The sequence below is a fragment of the Tatumella terrea genome, from assembly GCF_039523755.1.
Taxonomy (GTDB): Bacteria; Pseudomonadota; Gammaproteobacteria; order Enterobacterales; family Enterobacteriaceae; genus Tatumella; species Tatumella terrea.
The window spans coordinates 125,398-144,729 of the sequence record NZ_BAAAFX010000012.1; the positions used below are offsets into that span (position 1 = coordinate 125,398).

The 19,332-nt window shown below is 53.5% G+C and carries 16 protein-coding genes and 1 tRNA gene; 8 read left to right on the forward strand and 9 right to left on the reverse strand.

Features of this window, described 5'->3' with window-relative positions; translation table 11 throughout:
* Positions 1 to 48 precede the first annotated feature (48 nt).
* The 5 genes from mqo (at position 49) to ABD035_RS08125 (ending at position 6,465) form a co-directional block, all read left to right on the forward strand.
* A complete protein-coding gene (gene mqo, locus ABD035_RS08105; protein ID WP_343869207.1) occupies positions 49 to 1,686 on the forward strand; it encodes a malate dehydrogenase (quinone) in 1,638 nt (545 codons plus the stop codon).
* A 421-nt stretch (positions 1,687 to 2,107) separates the two neighbouring features.
* Positions 2,108 to 2,962, forward strand: a complete 855-nt coding sequence (locus tag ABD035_RS08110) for a PhzF family phenazine biosynthesis protein (protein WP_343869209.1) — start codon at positions 2,108 to 2,110, stop codon at positions 2,960 to 2,962.
* A gap of 104 nt (positions 2,963 to 3,066) precedes the next feature.
* Positions 3,067 to 4,107: an inner membrane protein YhjD gene (yhjD, locus tag ABD035_RS08115; protein WP_212714774.1), complete on the forward strand. Its 1,041-nt coding sequence runs from the start codon at positions 3,067 to 3,069 to the stop codon at positions 4,105 to 4,107.
* Positions 4,108 to 4,365: 258 nt separating this feature from the next.
* Complete coding sequence (locus tag ABD035_RS08120; RefSeq protein ID WP_212714775.1) at positions 4,366 to 5,700, forward strand: MFS transporter; 1,335 nt, start codon at positions 4,366 to 4,368, stop codon at positions 5,698 to 5,700.
* Between the two features lie 144 nt (positions 5,701 to 5,844).
* On the forward strand, positions 5,845 to 6,465 hold the full coding sequence (locus ABD035_RS08125) for a LysE family translocator (protein WP_212714776.1): 621 nt from the start codon (positions 5,845 to 5,847) through the stop codon (positions 6,463 to 6,465).
* 129 nt (positions 6,466 to 6,594) lie between these two features.
* Here the strand turns inward: ABD035_RS08125 and ilvC are convergent, their stop codons facing one another.
* Positions 6,595 to 8,073, reverse strand: a complete 1,479-nt coding sequence (gene ilvC / locus ABD035_RS08130; protein ID WP_212714777.1) for a ketol-acid reductoisomerase — start codon at positions 8,071 to 8,073, stop codon at positions 6,595 to 6,597.
* A 164-nt stretch (positions 8,074 to 8,237) separates the two neighbouring features.
* On the opposite strand from ilvC, the gene ilvY reads away from it, so the two are divergent.
* Entirely contained in the window at positions 8,238 to 9,119 is an 882-nt protein-coding gene (ilvY, locus tag ABD035_RS08135) for an HTH-type transcriptional activator IlvY (RefSeq protein WP_343869215.1), read from the forward strand.
* Here ilvY and ilvA read toward each other — a convergent pair.
* From ilvA to ilvL, 6 genes are all read right to left on the reverse strand, one after another.
* A complete protein-coding gene (gene ilvA / locus ABD035_RS08140) occupies positions 9,114 to 10,667 on the reverse strand; it encodes a threonine ammonia-lyase, biosynthetic (protein ID WP_212714779.1) in 1,554 nt (517 codons plus the stop codon). The two genes, ilvY and ilvA, sit on opposite strands and share 6 nt — an antisense overlap.
* Positions 10,668 to 10,672: 5 nt before the next feature.
* Positions 10,673 to 12,523, reverse strand: a complete 1,851-nt coding sequence (gene ilvD, locus ABD035_RS08145; protein WP_212714780.1) for a dihydroxy-acid dehydratase — start codon at positions 12,521 to 12,523, stop codon at positions 10,673 to 10,675.
* Between the two features lie 62 nt (positions 12,524 to 12,585).
* Positions 12,586 to 13,518 carry a branched-chain-amino-acid transaminase gene (ilvE, locus tag ABD035_RS08150; RefSeq protein ID WP_025904056.1) on the reverse strand — a complete coding sequence of 311 codons (933 nt, stop codon included), beginning with the start codon at positions 13,516 to 13,518 and terminating at the stop codon, positions 12,586 to 12,588.
* A gap of 44 nt (positions 13,519 to 13,562) precedes the next feature.
* Positions 13,563 to 13,793, reverse strand: coding sequence for an acetolactate synthase 2 small subunit (gene ilvM, locus ABD035_RS08155; protein WP_343869220.1), 231 nt, complete (start codon positions 13,791 to 13,793; stop codon positions 13,563 to 13,565).
* Positions 13,790 to 15,436: an acetolactate synthase 2 catalytic subunit gene (gene ilvG / locus ABD035_RS08160; RefSeq protein ID WP_212714782.1), complete on the reverse strand. Its 1,647-nt coding sequence runs from the start codon at positions 15,434 to 15,436 to the stop codon at positions 13,790 to 13,792. Before ilvG ends, ilvM begins: the two co-directional genes overlap by 4 nt.
* A gap of 150 nt (positions 15,437 to 15,586) precedes the next feature.
* The gene (gene ilvL, locus ABD035_RS08165) at positions 15,587 to 15,685 is read right to left on the reverse strand and encodes an ilv operon leader peptide (RefSeq protein WP_343869223.1); all 99 of its coding nucleotides are present in this window, start codon (positions 15,683 to 15,685) and stop codon (positions 15,587 to 15,589) included.
* Between the two features lie 326 nt (positions 15,686 to 16,011).
* Between ilvL and ABD035_RS08170 the strand changes: the two genes are divergently transcribed.
* Positions 16,012 to 17,523 carry a YifB family Mg chelatase-like AAA ATPase gene (locus tag ABD035_RS08170; RefSeq protein ID WP_343869225.1) on the forward strand — a complete coding sequence of 504 codons (1,512 nt, stop codon included), beginning with the start codon at positions 16,012 to 16,014 and terminating at the stop codon, positions 17,521 to 17,523.
* 229 nt (positions 17,524 to 17,752) lie between these two features.
* Here the strand turns inward: ABD035_RS08170 and ABD035_RS08175 are convergent, their stop codons facing one another.
* Positions 17,753 to 18,091 carry a MaoP family protein gene (locus ABD035_RS08175; RefSeq protein ID WP_025904053.1) on the reverse strand — a complete coding sequence of 113 codons (339 nt, stop codon included), beginning with the start codon at positions 18,089 to 18,091 and terminating at the stop codon, positions 17,753 to 17,755.
* 121 nt (positions 18,092 to 18,212) lie between these two features.
* Here ABD035_RS08175 and hdfR point away from each other — a divergent pair, with 121 nt between their 5' ends.
* Positions 18,213 to 19,037: an HTH-type transcriptional regulator HdfR gene (gene hdfR / locus ABD035_RS08180; protein ID WP_343869229.1), complete on the forward strand. Its 825-nt coding sequence runs from the start codon at positions 18,213 to 18,215 to the stop codon at positions 19,035 to 19,037.
* Between the two features lie 144 nt (positions 19,038 to 19,181).
* Here hdfR and ABD035_RS08185 read toward each other — a convergent pair.
* Positions 19,182 to 19,257, reverse strand: a tRNA-Trp gene (locus ABD035_RS08185).
* Positions 19,258 to 19,332: the final 75 nt, after the last annotated feature.

Below are 19,332 nucleotides of genomic sequence, written 5' to 3' on the forward strand. Positions count from 1 at the left end.
GTAAGCCTGTCAGTGGTCAATGCCGGACAGAAGAGGAGATGTGGCCTCATGTGTAGATCAACAGTGAACCTTTCTCTTGCGATGAGTAGTGTCGCAACAACAGAGCAAAAGGTTCAGCAAGGAAAAGACGTCGATGTACTTTTGATCGGCGCTGGTGTGATGAGTGCCACACTGGGAACTTTCCTGCAGGAGCTGGAACCCGAATGGACGCTGGAAATGGTAGAGCGTCTTTCCGGAGTGGCTGAGGAGTCATCCAACGGCTGGAATAATGCCGGCACCGGACATTCCGCGCTGGCAGAACTGAATTATACCCCACAGAAAGCCGACGGCTCTGTTGATATCAGTAAGGCTGTCGCCATCAATGAATCTTTTCAGATTTCACGACAGTTCTGGGCTTCTCAGGTGGAGCTCGGCCGGCTGAATAATCCTGCTTCTTTTATTAATACCACTCCCCATATGAGCTTTGTCTGGGGCGAGCAGAATGTCCGCTTTCTTCGTCAACGCATTGATGCGCTGAAGAACAGCACCTTATTCCGTGGGATGGAGTACTCTGAAGATCCGCAGCAAATTGCCCGCTGGGTGCCGCTGCTGATGGAAGGACGCCAGCCAGGCACACCGATTGCCGCCACCCGGACTGAAATCGGTACCGATGTGAATTTCGGCGAAATTACCCGTCAGCTGATCCATGCCCTGCAGCAGAATGACAACTTCACCCTAAGAACCCGTCAGGAAGTCCGTGATCTCAAACGACGGAGTGACGGTCGCTGGCAGGTGACACTGCACTGCCTGACCACCCGAACCTCAAGACAACTGATTGCCGGACATGTCTTTATCGGAGCCGGTGGTGCTGCACTGCCTTTACTGCAGAAAAGCGGGATCCCGGAAGCCCGTCGTTATGCAGGTTTCCCGGTAGGCGGCTCTTTCCTCGTGACCGAGAACCCGGAACTGGTCAGGCAGCATCTGGCAAAAGTGTACGGTAAAGCCAGTGTCGGCGCGCCTCCGATGTCGGTGCCTCACGTCGATACCCGTATGCTGGATGGTAAACAGGTGCTGTTATTTGGCCCGTTCGCAACATTCTCGACCAAATTCCTCAAACAGGGTTCCTTGCTGGATATGTTTGGCTCTATGACCCCTGCTAATCTCCTGCCAATGATGCAGGTCGGTGGTAAGAACCTTAACCTTATCAAATATCTGGTCGGTCAGGTGCTGCAGAATGATAATGACCGCCTGAAGGCTCTGCGGGAATATGTCCCCAACGCTAAAGCTGAAGACTGGCGCCTGGTCGTTGCCGGTCAACGGGTACAGATTATCGAAAATGATCCTAAGCAAGGTGGCGTTTTGCGTCTGGGGACTGAGATTGTTACGTCACAGGATGGAACGGTTTCAGCCCTGCTGGGGGCTTCACCCGGCGCCTCCACAGCCGCCAGCATCATGCTGGACCTGATGAAAAAAGTATTCCCTGCGCAGATGAGCGCGGAAGCATGGCAGCAGAAAATACGTCAGATGATCCCGTCCTATGGCACTTCTCTGGAAGGCGATATTGCCGCGACAGAAAGCGTACTCTCTTCCACCAGCCGTATTCTGGGGCTTCATTACTCTGCTCCTGTCGGCTCCGCGGCAGACGCACCGGTCATTCCGGCCGCTAATGATGAGGGTCATACCACGGCAGATGTCGTGGGAAAGTGACTGAGTAGTGCTGACTCGCTTTCGCCCGGAAAGCGAAAGTGAGTCGGTCAGATTTCACCTCCCTGAGCGTTAATGAACGGGGTTATCACCTGCCGGTATTCGGTAATCAGGTTAACCCCGCCATGCTGACTTTCTCCCGGGGACCGCTGCATAGGGCCTGCTGACCCTGACTATCATACCTGCGCACCGATGCTGGTTTTTCTTCGGTGCCGGGGTGACGTCTCACGGGTGCCCGGGAGCCACGTTCTCCGCTTGATGAGCTGCTGCCCCCTTTTCTGACAGCTCCGCTGACTCACTCTTTTGTATCTGCTCCATTCGCTACAGCGATCCGGATAACCTCCTCTGATGACGGATAAAACAGAACCTTTCGCGGTGCAAGTGCTGGCACACTATTCTCTCGTTGTTAATTAAGGAAATAGCCATGAGCCGCCAGGTTGCATTTAGTCAGGTCGATGTCTTCAGTACCCTCCCGTTTCAGGGAAATCCTCTGGCAGTTGTTTTCGATACCGGGGGGCTGACCGACCGGCAGATGCTGGACATTACCCGCTGGATGAATCTCTCCGAAACCACCTTTGTCCTCCCCGCTAAACAGCCCGGGGTGGATTATCATGTCAGAATTTTCACGCCCGGCGGAGAACTCCCTTTCGCGGGCCACCCGACATTAGGGACCGCACATGCACTGCTGGAGCAGGCGATGATTGAGGAGAAACAAGGGAAAGTGATTCAGGAATGCGCCGCAGGGTTAATCACTGTCCGTCGTCAGAACGACCAGAGTCTGGCATTCCTTGCCCCTGAAACGGTGATCACCCCCTTTACTTCCCCGCTGACCGACACCCTGACCGGCCCGCTCACCGGGAAGCAATTTCAACCGGCCATCGGAGGTATCGGCAGCCGCTGGTTACTGCTTCCGGTTCCCGATGTCACCGGACTGCGCGCTCTGACACTGACAACTGCGACGCTGGACGCTCTGGAGCATGACGCTGGCGTAAAAGGGGTCGTGCTGTTTGCCCCCGTCAACGACGGCAGCGGTGATGATTATGAAGTCAGGGTGATATTTTCCCATAACAATACTCTGGTCGAAGACCCGGTAACGGGAAGTGCTAACGCCTGCCTGGCCTGGTATTTTGCCGGCTACGGTCAGACCCGCGATTACCGGGCCCGTCAGGGACTTTCCATCGGCCGTCACGGCTGCCTCGATATTCGTTTTGAACAGGACGGGATATGGGTCGGCGGCCACTCTTCCACACGCATCCGTGGGGCAATTACGCTGCCCTGAGACCGATATCCGGCAGAAGGGTCCCGCTACGGTTCGTCGGAGGCCCGATTGCCCGCTATAATTAACCTGTATTCTCAACTGGCTAGCAAAGGAGCGTCAATTTCATGACGGAAAAAATGCCTTCCGGCAACGAAAAAAAGCTGCAACCGGTGCCGATGATCAATACCGGTAACCCCACCGTCGATCGCTCAATTAACCGGGCTTCCAAAAGTATTAACTGGTTCAGTAATATCCCGGCGGTCGCGCACTTTCTTCGGGCCCTCGATCGATTTAATGATCGGCTGGGGAGTCAGTTCGGTGCCGCGATCACCTACTTCTCTTTTTTATCATTGATCCCCATTCTGATGGTGTCCTTTGCTGCCGTGGGCTTTGTACTGGCCTCTAACCAGAATCTGCTGACCAGCCTGATTGATAAAATTGTCGGCAGTATCAGTGACCCGGGTCTGGCGGGTACACTGAAAAGCACCGTACAAACCGCTATCCAGCAACGTACCACGGTCGGTATCACCGGGTTACTGCTGGCGCTGTATTCCGGGATCAGCTGGGTGGGAAATTTGCGTGAAGCCATCCGTGCACAGTCACGCGATGTCTGGGAACGAAAATCCCACGACCAGGAGAAAATCTGGTTCCGCTACGTGCGTGATTTTATTTCGCTTACCGGCCTGATGCTGGCCTTAATTATTTCCCTGTCGTTAAACTCCATCGCCGGTTCGGCGCAGACAGCCATCGTTAATGCATTAGGGCTGGGCCATATTGACTGGCTGAGGCCGGTGATGACCATTATTGCGCTAGTGATTTCCGTATCTGCCAATTACCTGATTTTCCTTTGGATATTCTGGATCCTCCCGCGCCATCAGCCGCCTAAAAAAGCCTTGTTCCGCGGAACCCTGCTGGCGGCTATCGGGTTTGAGGTGATTAAATTCATTATGACGATTATGCTGCCGAAAGTGGCATCATCCCCCTCCGGCGCAGCATTCGGGTCGGTGCTGGGCCTGATGGCATTTTTCTACTTCTTTGCCAGACTGACGCTGTTCTGTGCTGCATGGATAGCGACAGCGCAGTATGAGGAGCATGAGACGTCGTCAGAAGAGACTGCCTCAGCGGGCGGAATATCACAAAATGTAAGCGGAAATGAATCCAGCTGAAAATATTGCCCCGTGAATGTTTTTTCTGCAAATCAGCCAGACAAAGCCATCCGGTGACTTTTTTTAAGCTGATTTGCAGTGATATCCTCTGAAAAACCCACCTCTCTCTGCAGTCATATTCCGGCAACCGGAACACTATACATATTATCCACTTTTATGCCGATAATCCGCGCTGTGACTGGGATGTTCGGGATTGCTGACCTTAAAACTGCTGCTAATATGGTTCGTCCATCGTTACAAAAATAAGAAACTATTATTATGCAAAATAGCAATACAGAACCCTGTCCTTCACCCGCAGAATCCCCCCCGATGAACTCCCGGGGTAAAGTGGTTGTTGCTTCCCTGGTCGGAACCGCCATTGAATTCTTCGATTTTTATATTTATGCCACGGCCGCCGTTATTGTCTTTCCGCATATCTTCTTCCCGCAGGGAGATGCGACCGTCGCCACGCTTCAGTCACTGGCAACCTTTGCGATCGCCTTCGTCGCACGTCCTATCGGCTCTGCTGTTTTTGGCCATTTTGGTGACCGCATTGGTCGCAAAGCCACGCTGGTCGCCTCTTTGCTGACCATGGGGATTTCGACGGTCGCGATTGGCTTATTACCCGGCTACGCCACCATTGGCGTGGCTGCGCCGCTGTTACTGGCACTGGCCCGTTTCGGTCAGGGACTCGGACTGGGCGGTGAATGGGGCGGAGCCGCATTGCTGGCGACTGAAAACGCCCCCGCGAAAAAACGTGCCCTCTATGGCTCATTCCCGCAACTGGGTGCCCCTATTGGCTTTTTCTTTGCCAACGGTACCTTCTTACTCCTTTCCTGGCTGCTGGATGATCAGCAGTTTATGAGCTGGGGCTGGCGTGTGCCTTTTATTCTGTCGGCAATCCTTGTGATCATCGGGCTGTACGTCAGGGTTTCATTACATGAGAGCCCGGTCTTCGCCAAAGTCAAAAAAGAGAAAAAACAGGTAAAAGTTCCTATCGGTACGCTGTTAACTCAATATCCCGGCGCGACATTGCTCGGCACCTTTATTATGCTCGCCACCTATACCCTGTTTTATATTATGACGGTCTATGCCATGAGTTATGGCACGACACCGGCCCCGGCAGGCTTAGGGTTCTCCCGTTCCAGCTTCCTGTGGATGCTGATGGTGGCGGTGATTGGTTTCGGGATAACGATTCCGATCGCGGGTGTGCTGGCGGATCGCTTTGGTCGCCGCAGTACGATGATAGTGATTACCTTACTGATTATCGCATTTGCCTTTATCTTCCCGCATATGCTGGGTTCAGGTTCCCCCTGGCTGGTCATGCTTTTCCTGCTGACCGGATTAAGCATTATGGGGCTGACATTCGGCCCGATGGGGGCATTATTACCCGAGCTTTTCCCGACCGAAGTACGGTACACCGGAGCGTCGTTCTCCTATAACCTGTCCTCGATTCTCGGCGCATCTGTGGCACCTTATATCGCGACCTGGCTGAATACTCACTACGGATTATCCGCCGTCGGGTTCTATCTGGCCGCCATGGCAACCCTGACGTTACTGGCATTACTGCTGAGTAAAGAGACCCGTCACCAGACACTGTTTGAAGCCTCCTGATCGTTATCATGACGTCCCCGGGGCCCGGGGCGTCACCTTCGCCCGCATCCTTCTCTGGCGTTTCCTCCTCTGAATCAGGCTGTTTCCCCGCCGGTAATTTGTTATAACACTGTTTAACAAAAACGGTTCTGCGGGAGAGTAACGATGTCGATAACAGAAAGTCTTATTGCCTATACGCTGGCTGCCGGCCTGCTGACCCTGACGCCGGGTCTGGATACGGCCTTAGTTCTGCGGACGGCTACGGTGGAAGGTCGTAAGCAGGCCCTTCAGGCGGCTGCCGGAATCAACCTCGGATGCCTTCTGTGGGGAGTCGCTGTCGCCTGCGGTCTGGGAGCACTCATTGCCGTCTCTGAACTGGCTTACGATCTGCTGAAATACTGTGGAGCCGCTTATCTTTGCTGGCTGGGGATTGGCATGTTACTTCACCCACGCAAAGGAATGGTGACCTCTGAAAGTCCCGGTAACCGGCAGACAAACTGGCTGCTAAAAGGGATGGCGGGGAATATGCTGAATCCGAAAGTCGGTATCTTTTATGTCTCTTTTTTGCCGCAATTTATCCCGCAGGGCCATTCCTTATTTTTCTGGACACTGGGACTGGTCGGCATCCATATGCTGCTGGGTATCACCTGGTTAATGACACTGATTGCGGCGACCCGTCCACTGAGTCGTTTTTTCCATCGTCCGCGGGTGGTGGCTACCATGGACCGGCTCACCGGCATCGTGCTCCTCTCCTTTGCGGCCAGACTGGCCTTCAGCAAACGCTGAGCACCCGCAAAAAAATAAACCGGCATCGCCGGTTTATTTGCGCCCGCGAAGGATCCGGACGCCGTAAAAAATCACCATAAAAAAACCCCGGCGGGGCCGGGGTTCATTTTATACCGCAAGCCGTGCGGATTAACCGGCGACCGCGATACGTTTCATATCGGTCATATAGCCGCGTAACTTACTACCGACTTTCTCGATAGGATGCTGACGAATCGCTTCATTCACATCACGCAGTTGCGCGTTATCAACGGTATTCCCGCTCAGTGTTTCCTGACCTAAATCACCGGTCTGCAGTTGTGCCATAAAGTCTTTCAGCAACGGTACGGCAGCGAAGGAGAACAGGTAGTTACCGTATTCTGCCGTATCTGAAATAACGACGTTCATTTCATACAGACGCTTACGTGCAATGGTGTTGGCAATCAGTGGCAGTTCATGCAGAGACTCGTAGTAAGCAGACTCCTCAATGATGCCGGCCGCAACCATGGTTTCGAAGGCCAGTTCAACACCGGCTTTGACCATAGCGATCATCACAACACCCTGGTCGTAGTAATCCTGTTCGCCAATCTTGCCTTCAAACTGTGGTGCGGTTTCGAAAGCCGTTTTTCCGGTCTCTTCACGCCAGGTCAGCAGATCTTTATCATCGTTTGCCCAGTCAGCCATCATACCGGCAGAGAAATCTCCGGAGATAATGTCATCCATATGTTTGCAGAACAGAGGTGCCATGATCTCTTTCAGCTGCTCAGACAGGGCATAGGCACGCAGTTTCGCGGGGTTGGACAGACGGTCCATCATCAGTGTGATACCGCCAAACTTCAGCGATTCAGTGATGGTTTCCCAGCCGAACTGGATCAGTTTTTCTGCATAAGCAGGATCGGTACCTTCAGCCACCAGCTTATCAAAGCACAGTAATGAACCCGCCTGTAACATACCGCACAGGATAGTCTGCTCACCCATCAGGTCTGATTTAACTTCTGCAACAAAAGAAGATTCCAGAACACCGGCACGGTGACCCCCGGTCGCGGCTGCCCAGGCTTTAGCGATAGCCAGGCCTTCACCTTTCGGATCGTTTTCCGGGTGAACCGCGATAAGCGTCGGTACGCCGAAACCACGTTTGTATTCTTCACGAACCTCAGTCCCCGGACATTTCGGCGCGACCATCACGACGGTGATGTCTTTACGGATAGTCTCACCGACTTCAACGATGTTGAAACCATGGGAGTAGCCCAGAGTCGCGCCATCTTTCATCAGAGGCTGAACCGCCTGTACGACGGCAGAGTGCTGTTTGTCCGGCGTCAGGTTGATCACCAGATCAGCCTGAGGGATCAGCTCTTCGTAAGTCCCGACCTTAAAACCGTTGTCGGTCGCTTTACGCCATGAAGCGCGTTTCTCTGCAATCGCTTCTGCACGCAGTGCATAAGCAACGTCCAGACCGGAATCACGCATATTCAGGCCCTGGTTAAGACCCTGAGCACCACAACCAACAATCACGACTTTTTTGCCTTTCAGGACGCTTGCCCCGTCGGTAAATTCTTCACGCGACATGAAACGACATTTACCTAATTGCGCTAACTGATTGCGCAGGTTCAGTGTGTTGAAATAGTTAGCCATGGATGCTCCATTGATTCGTTGTGTTTGTATTTATCAGTGTTTCAGTCGCAGTCTTTGCTGCCCTGAGAATGACTTCATCATATGTCATGAATTCCATTGCTTAAATTGATATATTAACAACATCACGTTGCAATATTTGCAATGACCTTTCAGATGAGGCGGCTATGGACTTACGTGACCTGAAACTCTTTCTTCATCTGGCCGAAAGTTGTCATTTCGGTCAGACTGCCAGGGCGATGCATGTCAGCCCGTCGACGCTGTCGCGCCAGATCCAGCGGCTGGAGGAAGAGACCGGACATCCCCTTTTTATCCGTGATAATCGTTCTGTCACATTGACCGATGCGGGGGAAAACTTTACCCAATTTGCCCGGCAAACCCTGCTGCACTATCAGCAATTGCGACACACGATGGACCTGAACAGTCCGTCACTGAGCGGCGAACTGCATCTGTTCTGCTCTGTCACGGCGGCCTATAGCCACCTGCCTCCGGTACTCGACCGGTTTCGCGCCGAACACCCGCAGGTGGAAATTAAGCTCTCGACCGGAGACCCATCGGATGCCGTACAGAAGGTCAGTTCAGGTGAAGCGGATATTTCCATTGCCGGGAAGCCGGAGTCGCTACCTTCCGGTGTGGCCTTCACCCCGGTGGATTTTCTGCCGCTGGCATTGATAGCGCCGGCACTCCCCTGTCCGGTCAGGGTTCAAATCAGCGAGGAGGATCCGGACTGGAGCCAGGTGCCGTTTATTTTTCCTGAACAGGGTCCGGTCAGACGCAGTATCGACCAGTGGCTGAAGCGTCGTAAAATTACGGTGCCGGTGATCTATGCGACCGTATCAGGGCATGAAGCGATGGTCTCGATGGTGGCTTTAGGCTGCGGAATTGCGCTGCTGCCGGATGTGGTGCTGGAAAACAGTCCCGAACCGGTCCGGAACAGGGTAATGAAAATCGCCCGGACAGACCTGGGGGCACCGCTGGAACTGGGCGTCTGTGTGCAGAAGAAGCGGCTCGCCGAGCCGCTGATTAATGCCTTCTGGAGTCTGCTATAGCGTGTGATCGGCCAGGAAAAACCGGAAGGCAGGATTATCACTTTCATCATGAAAGTCATAGCCCAGCGCCTGCAGATGTTCAGAGAAACGGGGTTCATTTTCGCTGAGTTCAAAGGCCGCCAGTACACGGCCATAATCCGTCCCGTGGCTACGGTAGTGGAATAACGAGATATTCCAGTGCGTTCCCAGTGTCTGCAGGAATTTCAGCAGTGCCCCCGGAGACTCAGGGAACTCAAAGCTGAACAACCGTTCTTTCAGCGGTTTGCCCGGGCGTCCGCCGACCATATAGCGAAGATGCAGTTTTGCCATTTCATCATCGGACAGATCGACCACCTGATAACCCTTGTCAGTCAGTTCCCTGACAATTTCGGTGCGCTCCGCGATGCCCCGTGACAGACGAACACCCACAAAGATCCGGGCATTCCGATCATCGGCATACCGGTAGTTGAATTCGGTGACGGCACGGCCACCCAACACCTGACAGAAGTTCAGGAAACTGCCCTTCTCTTCCGGGATGGTAACGGCCAGTAAGGCTTCGCGTTGTTCACCCAGCTCACACCGTTCTGAAACATAGCGAAGACCGTGGAAATTCACGTTGGCTCCGGAAAGGACATGGGCAAGACGTTCATCACGGATGTCATGCTGCTGGATATATTTCTTCATCCCTGCCAGCGCCAGGGCCCCGGAAGGCTCGGCAATCGCGCGTACATCTTCGAAGATATCTTTCATTGCCGCACAGATGGCATCACTGTCTACGGTGATAATATCGTCCAGATACTCCCGGCAGACACGGAACGTTTCATCGCCGATGCGCCGGACCGCAACACCTTCCGCGAACAGACCGACGCGGGAAAGTTCAACCGGCTCGCCGGCATCCAGCGCCGCTTTCAGGCAGGCTGAATCTTCCGCTTCAACCGCGATCACCTTAATTTCCGGCATCAGCTGTTTAATTAATACAGCCACGCCTGCCGCCAGCCCGCCCCCACCGACCGGTACAAAAATCCGGTCGATATGGGCATCCTGCTGTAATAATTCCAGCGCCAGCGTGCCCTGCCCGGCAATCACCGCCGGATGGTCAAAAGGCGGCACAAAGGTATAGCCATGCTGTCCGGAGAGCTCAATCGCTTTCGCTTTTGCCTCATCGAAGTTTGCGCCGTGAAGCAGCGCCTCACCGCCAAAAGCCCGGACCGCTTCCACTTTGATATCTGCCGTGGCCACCGGCATCACGATCAGAGAGCGGATCCCGAGCCGGGTCGCCGAAAGCGCGACGCCCTGGGCATGGTTTCCGGCCGATGCCGTGACTACACCCCGGGCGCGTTGTTCTTCAGTCAGACCGGCAATCATCGAGTAAGCGCCGCGCAGCTTGAAGCTGTGTACCGGCTGGCGGTCTTCCCGCTTCACGACAATGGTGTTGCCCAGCCGCGCAGAGAGTTTTTCCATCTTCTGCAATGGCGTCACCTGCGTGACTTCATAAACCGGTGAACGCAGTACCGCATGAAGGTACTCCGCGCCCGTAGGCGCGGAAGAAAGGGGTTTGGAAACAGCCATATCCGTTACCCCCCGAGTTTACTCTTATCACGCACCGCGCCTTTATCCGCACTGGTCGCCAGTGAAGCATAAGCCCGCAGAGCAAAAGAGACTTCACGCTGACGCGATTTCGGCGTATAGGCTGCATCGCCGCGAGCCTCTTCGGCGTCCCGGCGTGCCTGCAGTTCGGCCTCATCAATATCCAGACGGATATGACGGCCCGGGATATCAATGTCGATAATATCGCCGTCGTTGACCAGCGCGATGACACCGCCGTTAGCCGCTTCCGGCGAGGCATGGCCGATAGACAGGCCGGAGGTTCCGCCGGAGAAACGACCGTCGGTGATCAGTGCGCAACTCTTACCCAGTCCCATTGATTTCAGGTAGGTCGTCGGATACAGCATTTCCTGCATCCCTGGCCCGCCTTTCGGACCTTCGTAGCGGATCACTACCACATCACCGGCCACGACTTTTCCACCGAGGATCGCCTCAACCGCGGCATCCTGGCTTTCGTACACTTTTGCCGGGCCGCGGAAGGTCAGGCTGCCTTCATCCACCCCGGCAGTTTTTACAATACAGCCATCGACGGCAATATTACCCTGAAGCACCGCCAGACCACCGTCCTGAGAATACGCATGCTCGCGGGCCCGGATGCAACCATTTTCACGGTCATCATCCAGCGTATCCCAGCGACAATTTTGTGAGAAGGCTTTGGTGGTACGGATACCGGCAGGCCCTGCACGGTACATCTCTTTAACGGCCTCATCATCGGTCAGCATGATGTCGTACTGTTTGAGCGCCTCACCCAGGGTCGTCCCCAGAATATTCGGCACTGTGGTATCCAGCAGACCGGCACGTGCCAGCTCTCCCAGGATCCCTATCACGCCGCCCGCACGGTGGACATCTTCCATATGATATTTCTGGGTGCTCGGGGCCACTTTACACAGGTGCGGCACCTGGCGGGACAGGCGATCGATGTCTGAAATATCAAAATCAATCTCACCTTCCTGAGCGGCTGCCAGCAGGTGTAAGACCGTATTGGTGGAACCGCCCATGGCGATATCAAGCGTCATCGCATTCTCAAATGCGGCTTTGCTGGCGATATTGCGGGGCAGTACAGAGGCATCATCCTGCTCATAGTAGCGTTTGGTCAGCCCGACGATACGCTTACCGGCATTAATAAATAACTGCTCACGATCAGCATGTGTTGCCAGCAGGGAACCATTACCCGGTTGAGATAATCCTAAGGCTTCGGTGAGGCAGTTCATAGAATTGGCGGTAAACATACCGGAGCAGGAGCCACAGGTCGGACACGCTGAACGCTCGATCTGTTCACTGTCGGCATCACTGACATTCGGGTTTGCGCCCTGGATCATCGCGTCGACCAGATCCAGCTTGATCAGCTGATCAGACAATTTGGTTTTACCGGCTTCCATCGGGCCACCGGAAACAAAAATGACCGGGATATTCAGGCGTAACGATGCCATTAACATCCCGGGGGTGATTTTATCGCAGTTTGAGATGCAGACCATGGCATCGGCACAGTGTGCATTCACCATATATTCCACAGAATCTGCAATCAGTTCGCGGGACGGTAGTGAATACAACATGCCGCCGTGGCCCATCGCAATCCCGTCATCCACGGCAATGGTATTAAACTCTTTGGCGACGCCGCCGGAGGCTTCAATCTGCTCCGCCACCAGTTTTCCTAAGTCACGTAAATGCACATGACCCGGCACGAACTGCGTAAAGGAGTTAACGACGGCAATGATCGGTTTCCCGAAATCATCATCCGTCATTCCGGTTGCGCGCCACAGCGCGCGGGCTCCCGCCATATTACGGCCATGGGTGGTGGTGGCGGAACGATACTTAGGCATGCTCTGTTACTCCAGTCTGTAAAAAAATCGCGGACTTTGTTCCGGTCCGCGTTATTCAATCGTTATTGCGGGTTAACCGGATCCAGCCAGCCCCACTTATCTTCAGTTTCACCCGTAAACAGACCAAAGAATGCCTGTTGAATACGTTTCGTGACCGGGCCGCAGCGGCCTTCACCGACCTGGATACCATCGACGCTACGCACCGGGGTAATCTCAGCGGCGGTCCCTGACATAAAGACTTCATCCGCCAGATACAGGGACTCACGGGACAGTGCCTGCTCACGGACTTCAATACCCAGCTCTTTTGCCAGCTTGATAATGGCATCGCGGGTGATCCCCGGTAACGCTGATGAGGTGAACGGCGGTGTAAACAGAATACCGTCTTTCACTTCGAACAGGTTTTCTCCGGCACCTTCCGACAGGTAACCATTCACATCCAGCGCGATCCCTTCCTGATAGCCATGACGGCGGGCTTCGCTGCCGACTAACAGAGATGAAAGGTAGTTACCACCGGCTTTAGCCCCTGTCGGGATAGTATTCGCTGCCACACGGTTCCAGGAGGAGACCATCGCGTCGATACCTTGTTCAAGCGCTTCCGCTCCCAGATATGCCCCCCACGGGAAGGCGGCGATGATCACATCGGTACTGTAACCCTCAGGAGGATTCACCCCTAACCCGACATCGCCCACAAAGACCAGCGGACGGATATAGGCACTTTTCAGGTTATTCACACGTAAGACTTCACGGCAGGCTTCCATCAGTTCATCAACACTCTGAGAGACCGGGAAACGATAGATTTTGGCTGAGTCACGCAGACGTTGCATATGCTCACGATGACGGAAGACCACAGGGCCTTTATGAGAATCATAGCAACGTACGCCTTCAAAGACAGACGTACCATAGTGCAACGCATGTGACATTACGCTGACCTTCGCGTCTTCCCATTTCACCATTTTCCCGTTGAACCAGATAAACTCTGCTTTTGTCGTGCTCATAGTAATGTCCTTTGTACCCTTGGGTGGATGTGTTGTGTTATTCGTTATTTAACCTGAACGCTGGTGACGTCCATAAGTTTTGTAAGTTGTACTGACAGTAAATCAACCGAACGCAGGCTGCTTACTGTCATTTCAAGACTGATACCGTCAGCCTCTGCTGGCTGTCCCATCGTCATCGCATTGACCCGGAAACCACGATGACGCATAACACGCAGAATACGCTCTAAAATTTCAGGCCGGTAGTGTGCCTGTACAGATAACTGATACTGATTCATGCCGTTTCCTCCATCATCTGAGTGTTGCTGGCACCCGGTGGCACCAGTGGCCAGACATTCTCACCCTCATCGATAACGACATGCAGGAAGTACGAACCTTCAGTGGTCAGCAGGGTATCCAGTGCGGCATCTATCTGATCCTTCCGGCTGATTTTCTGCCCAGGAATATCAAACGCACTGGCGATGGTCAGGAAATCCGGATTGTCTGTCAGACAGGTTTCGCTATAACGCTCTTCAAAGAAGAGCTGCTGCCACTGGCGAACCATTCCCAGACGCTGGTTATCCAGCAGCAGAATTTTGACCGGCAGCTGACGGCGCTTAATGGTTCCCAGCTCCTGAATATTCATCATGATAGAGCCATCGCCGGAAACACAAATTACCGTATCCTGCGGGCAGGCGACCTGGGCCCCGATGGCGGCCGGTAAGCCAAATCCCATGGTACCGAGACCGCTTGAGGTAATAAAACGATCCGGTGCATCAAAAGACATATGCTGTGCTGTCCACATCTGATGCTGGCCAACATCGGTGGTAATAATCGTTTGTGCGGGTTTTTTGTCTGACAGAGCTTTCAGGAGTGCAGGGGCATAAATGGGGTCACCGGGGTGGTCATATCGGCTGGCATAATCCCGCTTCATGGCAATGACCGAACTACACCAGGCGGAGATATCCAGTGGCTGACTCAGTGCCGGTAACAGCTGATTCAGATCTCCCTGCAAAGAAACATGGGCACGTCGCAATTTATTCAGTTCTGCCGGGTCGATATCCAGATGGATCACTGCGGCTTCCGGCGCAAAAGTATCCAGCTTACCGGTAACACGATCATCAAACCGGGCGCCGACCGCGATCAGCAGATCACATTCCTGCACCGCCAGGTTGGCCATTTTGCTGCCGTGCATACCCAGCATGCCCAGGTAGGTTTCGTTATCCGCATTCACACATCCCAGCCCCTTCAGTGTACATACCGAAGGTGCACCGGTCGCAGACAGAAATTCCCGCAGGGCCGGAACGGCTCCGGCAATGCCGACACCGCCACCGATATACACCACCGGCTTACGGGCCGCTGCCAGTAAACGGCGGGCTTCTTCCATCTGGTTTTCGGTGAACGCAGGGATCTCATCCACACTGGCAGTCACCTCAGTAAAATCCGCCGCGCCCAGCTGAATGTCTTTAGGGATGTCGACCAGCACCGGGCCGGGACGGCCGGACTGAGCGATGGCAAAGGCTTCCGCCAGGATGCCGGGTAACTCTTCTGCGGACTGCACCATAAAGCTGTGTTTGGTACAGGCCAGAGATAATCCGAGGACATCAATTTCCTGAAAAGCATCAGTACCGATAACGGCGGTAGAAACCTGCCCGGTAATGGCGACGACCGGGACCGAGTCCATCATTGCATCAGCCAGTCCGGTGATCAGGTTCGTCGCTCCCGGACCGGAGGTTGCAATACACACTCCGGTTTTATTGGTGGCACGGGCATAGCCAATGGCTGCCATGACTGCGCCTTGTTCATGACGGCACAGCAGATGCTCTACGCCGCCGTCATAGAGGGCATCGTAGACAGGCATAATCGCCCCGCCCGGATATCCAAAAACGGTCTGAACCCCTTGTGCCCTTAAAGCCTGAACTACCCACTGTGCTCCGGTCATCGCTATTCACCTGTCTTTTGCCGGGAGAGACAGAACGTTATGCTGCCATTCATGATTCGCTCCACATTAAAATGCTACCAGGCCAGATAACCAAAAAAAAACCCCCGGACCTGTCGGTGCGGGGGTTCTCTTTCGATTAAGGCTTGATTTCTAAGCCTTTATTTCTCCGAGTGCAGCCCCGCACGATGGTAGAATAATCACCACCACGCTAATCACGACCAGGCTAATCACTCGGAGAAGGGCTTTCATAATCAGTTCAACATTCGCTTAATTCGATATAGTGCTTAAAGAGTTACCATAGGATGACGAAAGATGACAACCCCTTTTTTTATTAATTTCCCGGCGCCGGCAACGAATCACCTCTAACTCACTGATAAGCATTAGTTATATAAAAAACACTAATATTTTAATTTTCCCTGCGAAAAATGGTTTCACCGCCACACTCCCTCACAAACTCCGGGTAATTCATGTCACTGCCATCGGTATAAACAGGAGGGCTACCATAAAACCATCCTGTGACTGGCGAGCGGGACAGGCACAATATTTTACACTGGATGATATTTCAGGGAGAGAATATGTCATTAGCCAGAGTATTGACCCGTGCAATTATCGGTCTGGATGCGCCGCTGGTCACTGTGGAAGTCCATTTGAGTCACGGACTCCCCTCACTGGTCATGGTCGGACTACCGGAAGCAACGGTTAAAGAATCACGTGAACGGGTACGCAGTGCCATTATCAATAGCGGCTTCAGTTTTCCTGTTCGCCGGATCACGGTCAACCTGGCACCTGCCGATATGCCAAAACAAGGGGGACGTTACGATCTGCCTATCGCGATAGCTATCCTTGCCGCTTCCGGGCAAATCCCGCCGGCATCCCTTACTGCGCGGGAGTTTTCAGGAGAGCTGGCCCTCACCGGGGGGCTGCGAGCCATCAGGGGGGCGATTCCGGCAGTGGTTGCCGCATCTCATGCCGGCAGACACCTGATCCTTTCTGCGGATAACGAAACAGAGGCAAGTCTGGTCCGGGAAGCGGTCACATTCGTTGCAGACACGCTGCTGGAGGTTTGTCACTTTCTGCACGGAAAAACGCAACTGCGGCAAGCCACCTATTCGGGCAGTTACGAGGCCGGAAGCTATCCGGACCTGCAGGAGATTATTGGTCAGTTGCAGGCCAGGCGCGCCTTAGAGATCACTGCTGCCGGCGGCCATAATTTACTCCTCATAGGCCCGCCAGGTACCGGTAAAACCATGCTTGCTTCCCGGCTAGCCGGTATATTGCCGCCGCTGACCGAACAGGAGGCTCTGGAGTGTACGGCCCTCAATAGCCTCTGCCAGGATATCCCGGCCACTGCATTGTGTTATGAGCGCCCTTTCCGCGCCCCCCACCACAGTGCATCCCTGTGTGCTCTGGTCGGCGGTGGTGCTCTGCCACAGCCAGGTGAAATCTCTCTGGCACATAACGGGGTGCTCTTTCTGGATGAATTGCCTGAGTTTGAGCGCAGGACACTGGACGCGCTGCGGCAACCGCTGGAATCCGGGGAGATCGTGCTGTCCAGAGCAAAAGCTAAAATTACCTATCCTGCGCGTTTTCAGTTGATTGCAGCCATGAATCCTGGCCCTACAGGGGACTATCAGGGCGTACATCTGCGTCAGCCCGCAAGCCAGGTATTGCGCTACCTCAATCGCCTCTCAGGGCCCTTTCTGGACCGTTTTGATTTGTCTATAGAAGTTCCCTTACTTCCCCCCGGCACGTTGAGTGACCCCATCTCTCCGGGGGAGGCAACAGAGCAGGTCAGACAACGCGTGATCAGAGCCCGGGAATATCAGCTCAGCCGATCAGGCAGGATTAATGCCCTGATGACACACAAAGATATCAGTCAGTGGTGCCGGATAACTTCGCAGGATGCCCGATGGCTGGAGCAGGTCTTACAAAAACTCGGCCTCTCTGTGCGGGCATGGCAACGGATACTAAAAGTCGCCAGAACGCTGGCTGATATGACAGAGACAACCACTATAGCGCGGGAGCATTTACAGGAAGCCATCAGCTACCGGGCGATGGAGAAAGTGTTACGTCATCTTCAGCAATAATGGGGACAGAAAAGCCCCCGTATCGCCTGATGGCAGGGGATAGCAGTAAGCAGTAGCAGTAAGCAGTAAGCAGTAAGCAGTAAGCAGTAAGCAGTAAGCAGTAAGCAGTAAGCAGTAAGCAGTAAGCAGTAAGCAGTAAGCAGTAAGCAGTAAGCAGTAAGCAGTAAGCAGTAAGCAGTAAGCAGTAAATTATCTCAGGATCAAAAAAAGGGCCGAAGCCCTTTTTTTATTAATCATCACTATCGCTGAAATCTTCAACCGTATCCATCTGCGGCTTGCCGCCGGAAAGGGTATGAAAACGTTTCGGGCGCTTAATTCTGCTCATGTATTTCGACCAGACGCGTTCTGCTTCCGTTTCAGGCTCTTTCAGGCCGCGGCAGACTTCAACAAATTTAATCTCTTCTTCCGTAACAGGCTCACGCTTCGCCAGATCCAGTTCATTAAAAGCTGAACCATGACGTTCAAGTAACTGAGCTTCCTTGATGGTAAAATCACCGTGGCGTGAAAACCCTCGCGGGTAGTGCTTATTATCAAAAAAGCGATTTGTGGTGGTAAAACTATCCGACATTTTACACGCTCCTAACTCTTTAATGGTCGTGTGATTTATGGCGCGGAGTATTCGATAGGCTTGACAAAGTGTAAAACAAAAGATTTTAATCGTAATGATTAAAATATTTGGAGAGGATGTTATGGATACAGAATTGCTGAAAACTTTCCTGGAAGTCAGCAGAACACGCCATTTCGGGAGAGCTGCAGAAGCCTTGTACCTGACCCAGTCTGCGGTAAGTTTTCGCATTCGTCAGCTGGAAAATCAACTGGGTGTCAGTCTGTTTACCCGTCACCGAAATAATATCCGGCTGACTTCTGCCGGTGAACGACTATTACCCTATGCCGAAACGCTAATGAGTACCTGGCTTATCGCGAAGAAAGAGGTTTCACTCTCTCAGCAGCAGCATGAATTGACGATCGGGGCCAGTACCGCGCTCTGGGAGGCCTATCTGACCCCCTGGCTCAAAACACTCTATCAGACACGGGAAAATCTTCATATCGAAGCCAGGGTTGCCCAGCGACATCTGCTGGTAAAACAGATCCACGAACGTCAGCTGGATGTGTTGATCACCACCGAAGCGCCGAAAATGGATGAACTGCTAAGTCAGCAGATCGGCCATATCTCTCTGGCGTTGTTTCGCTCCAGACAGTCTGACAAAAAAGAGCGTTATCAGTATATCAAACTGGAATGGGGCGCGGACTTTCATCAGCATGAACTTTACTTATCCGGTAGCGATGATTCACCCATTCTGACGACAACCTCGGCACATATTGCCCGTGATCTGCTGCATACGACGGACGCCTGTGCATTTTTACCGGAATACTGGCAGACAATATATAAAGATCTGGTCCCGGTCGCAGATACGGCGACGGTAATTCGCCCGCTGTATGCGGTATGGCTACAAAACAGCGATCAACAAACAGCGTTAAAACAGCTGCTGAAAGTCCCGGTCGGCTCGCGCTGATCATTAGTATAGCGTTGGTGGTAAATATTCGAAGGTCAGGCCGTGAAATTTCCGGTCTGGCAGGTGTATTTCGACAGAAAGAGGATGGCAGGAGTGTTTTTCAGGCAAAAAAAAATCCTTTGCAACGCAAAGGATGATTTTTTCTGGCAGGGGCGGAGGGACTCGAACCCCCAACACCCGGTTTTGGAGACCGGTGCTCTACCAATTGAACTACGCCCCTAAATAGGGTGGCGGAACGGACGGGACTCGAACCCGCGACCCCCTGCGTGACAGGCAGGTATTCTAACCAACTGAA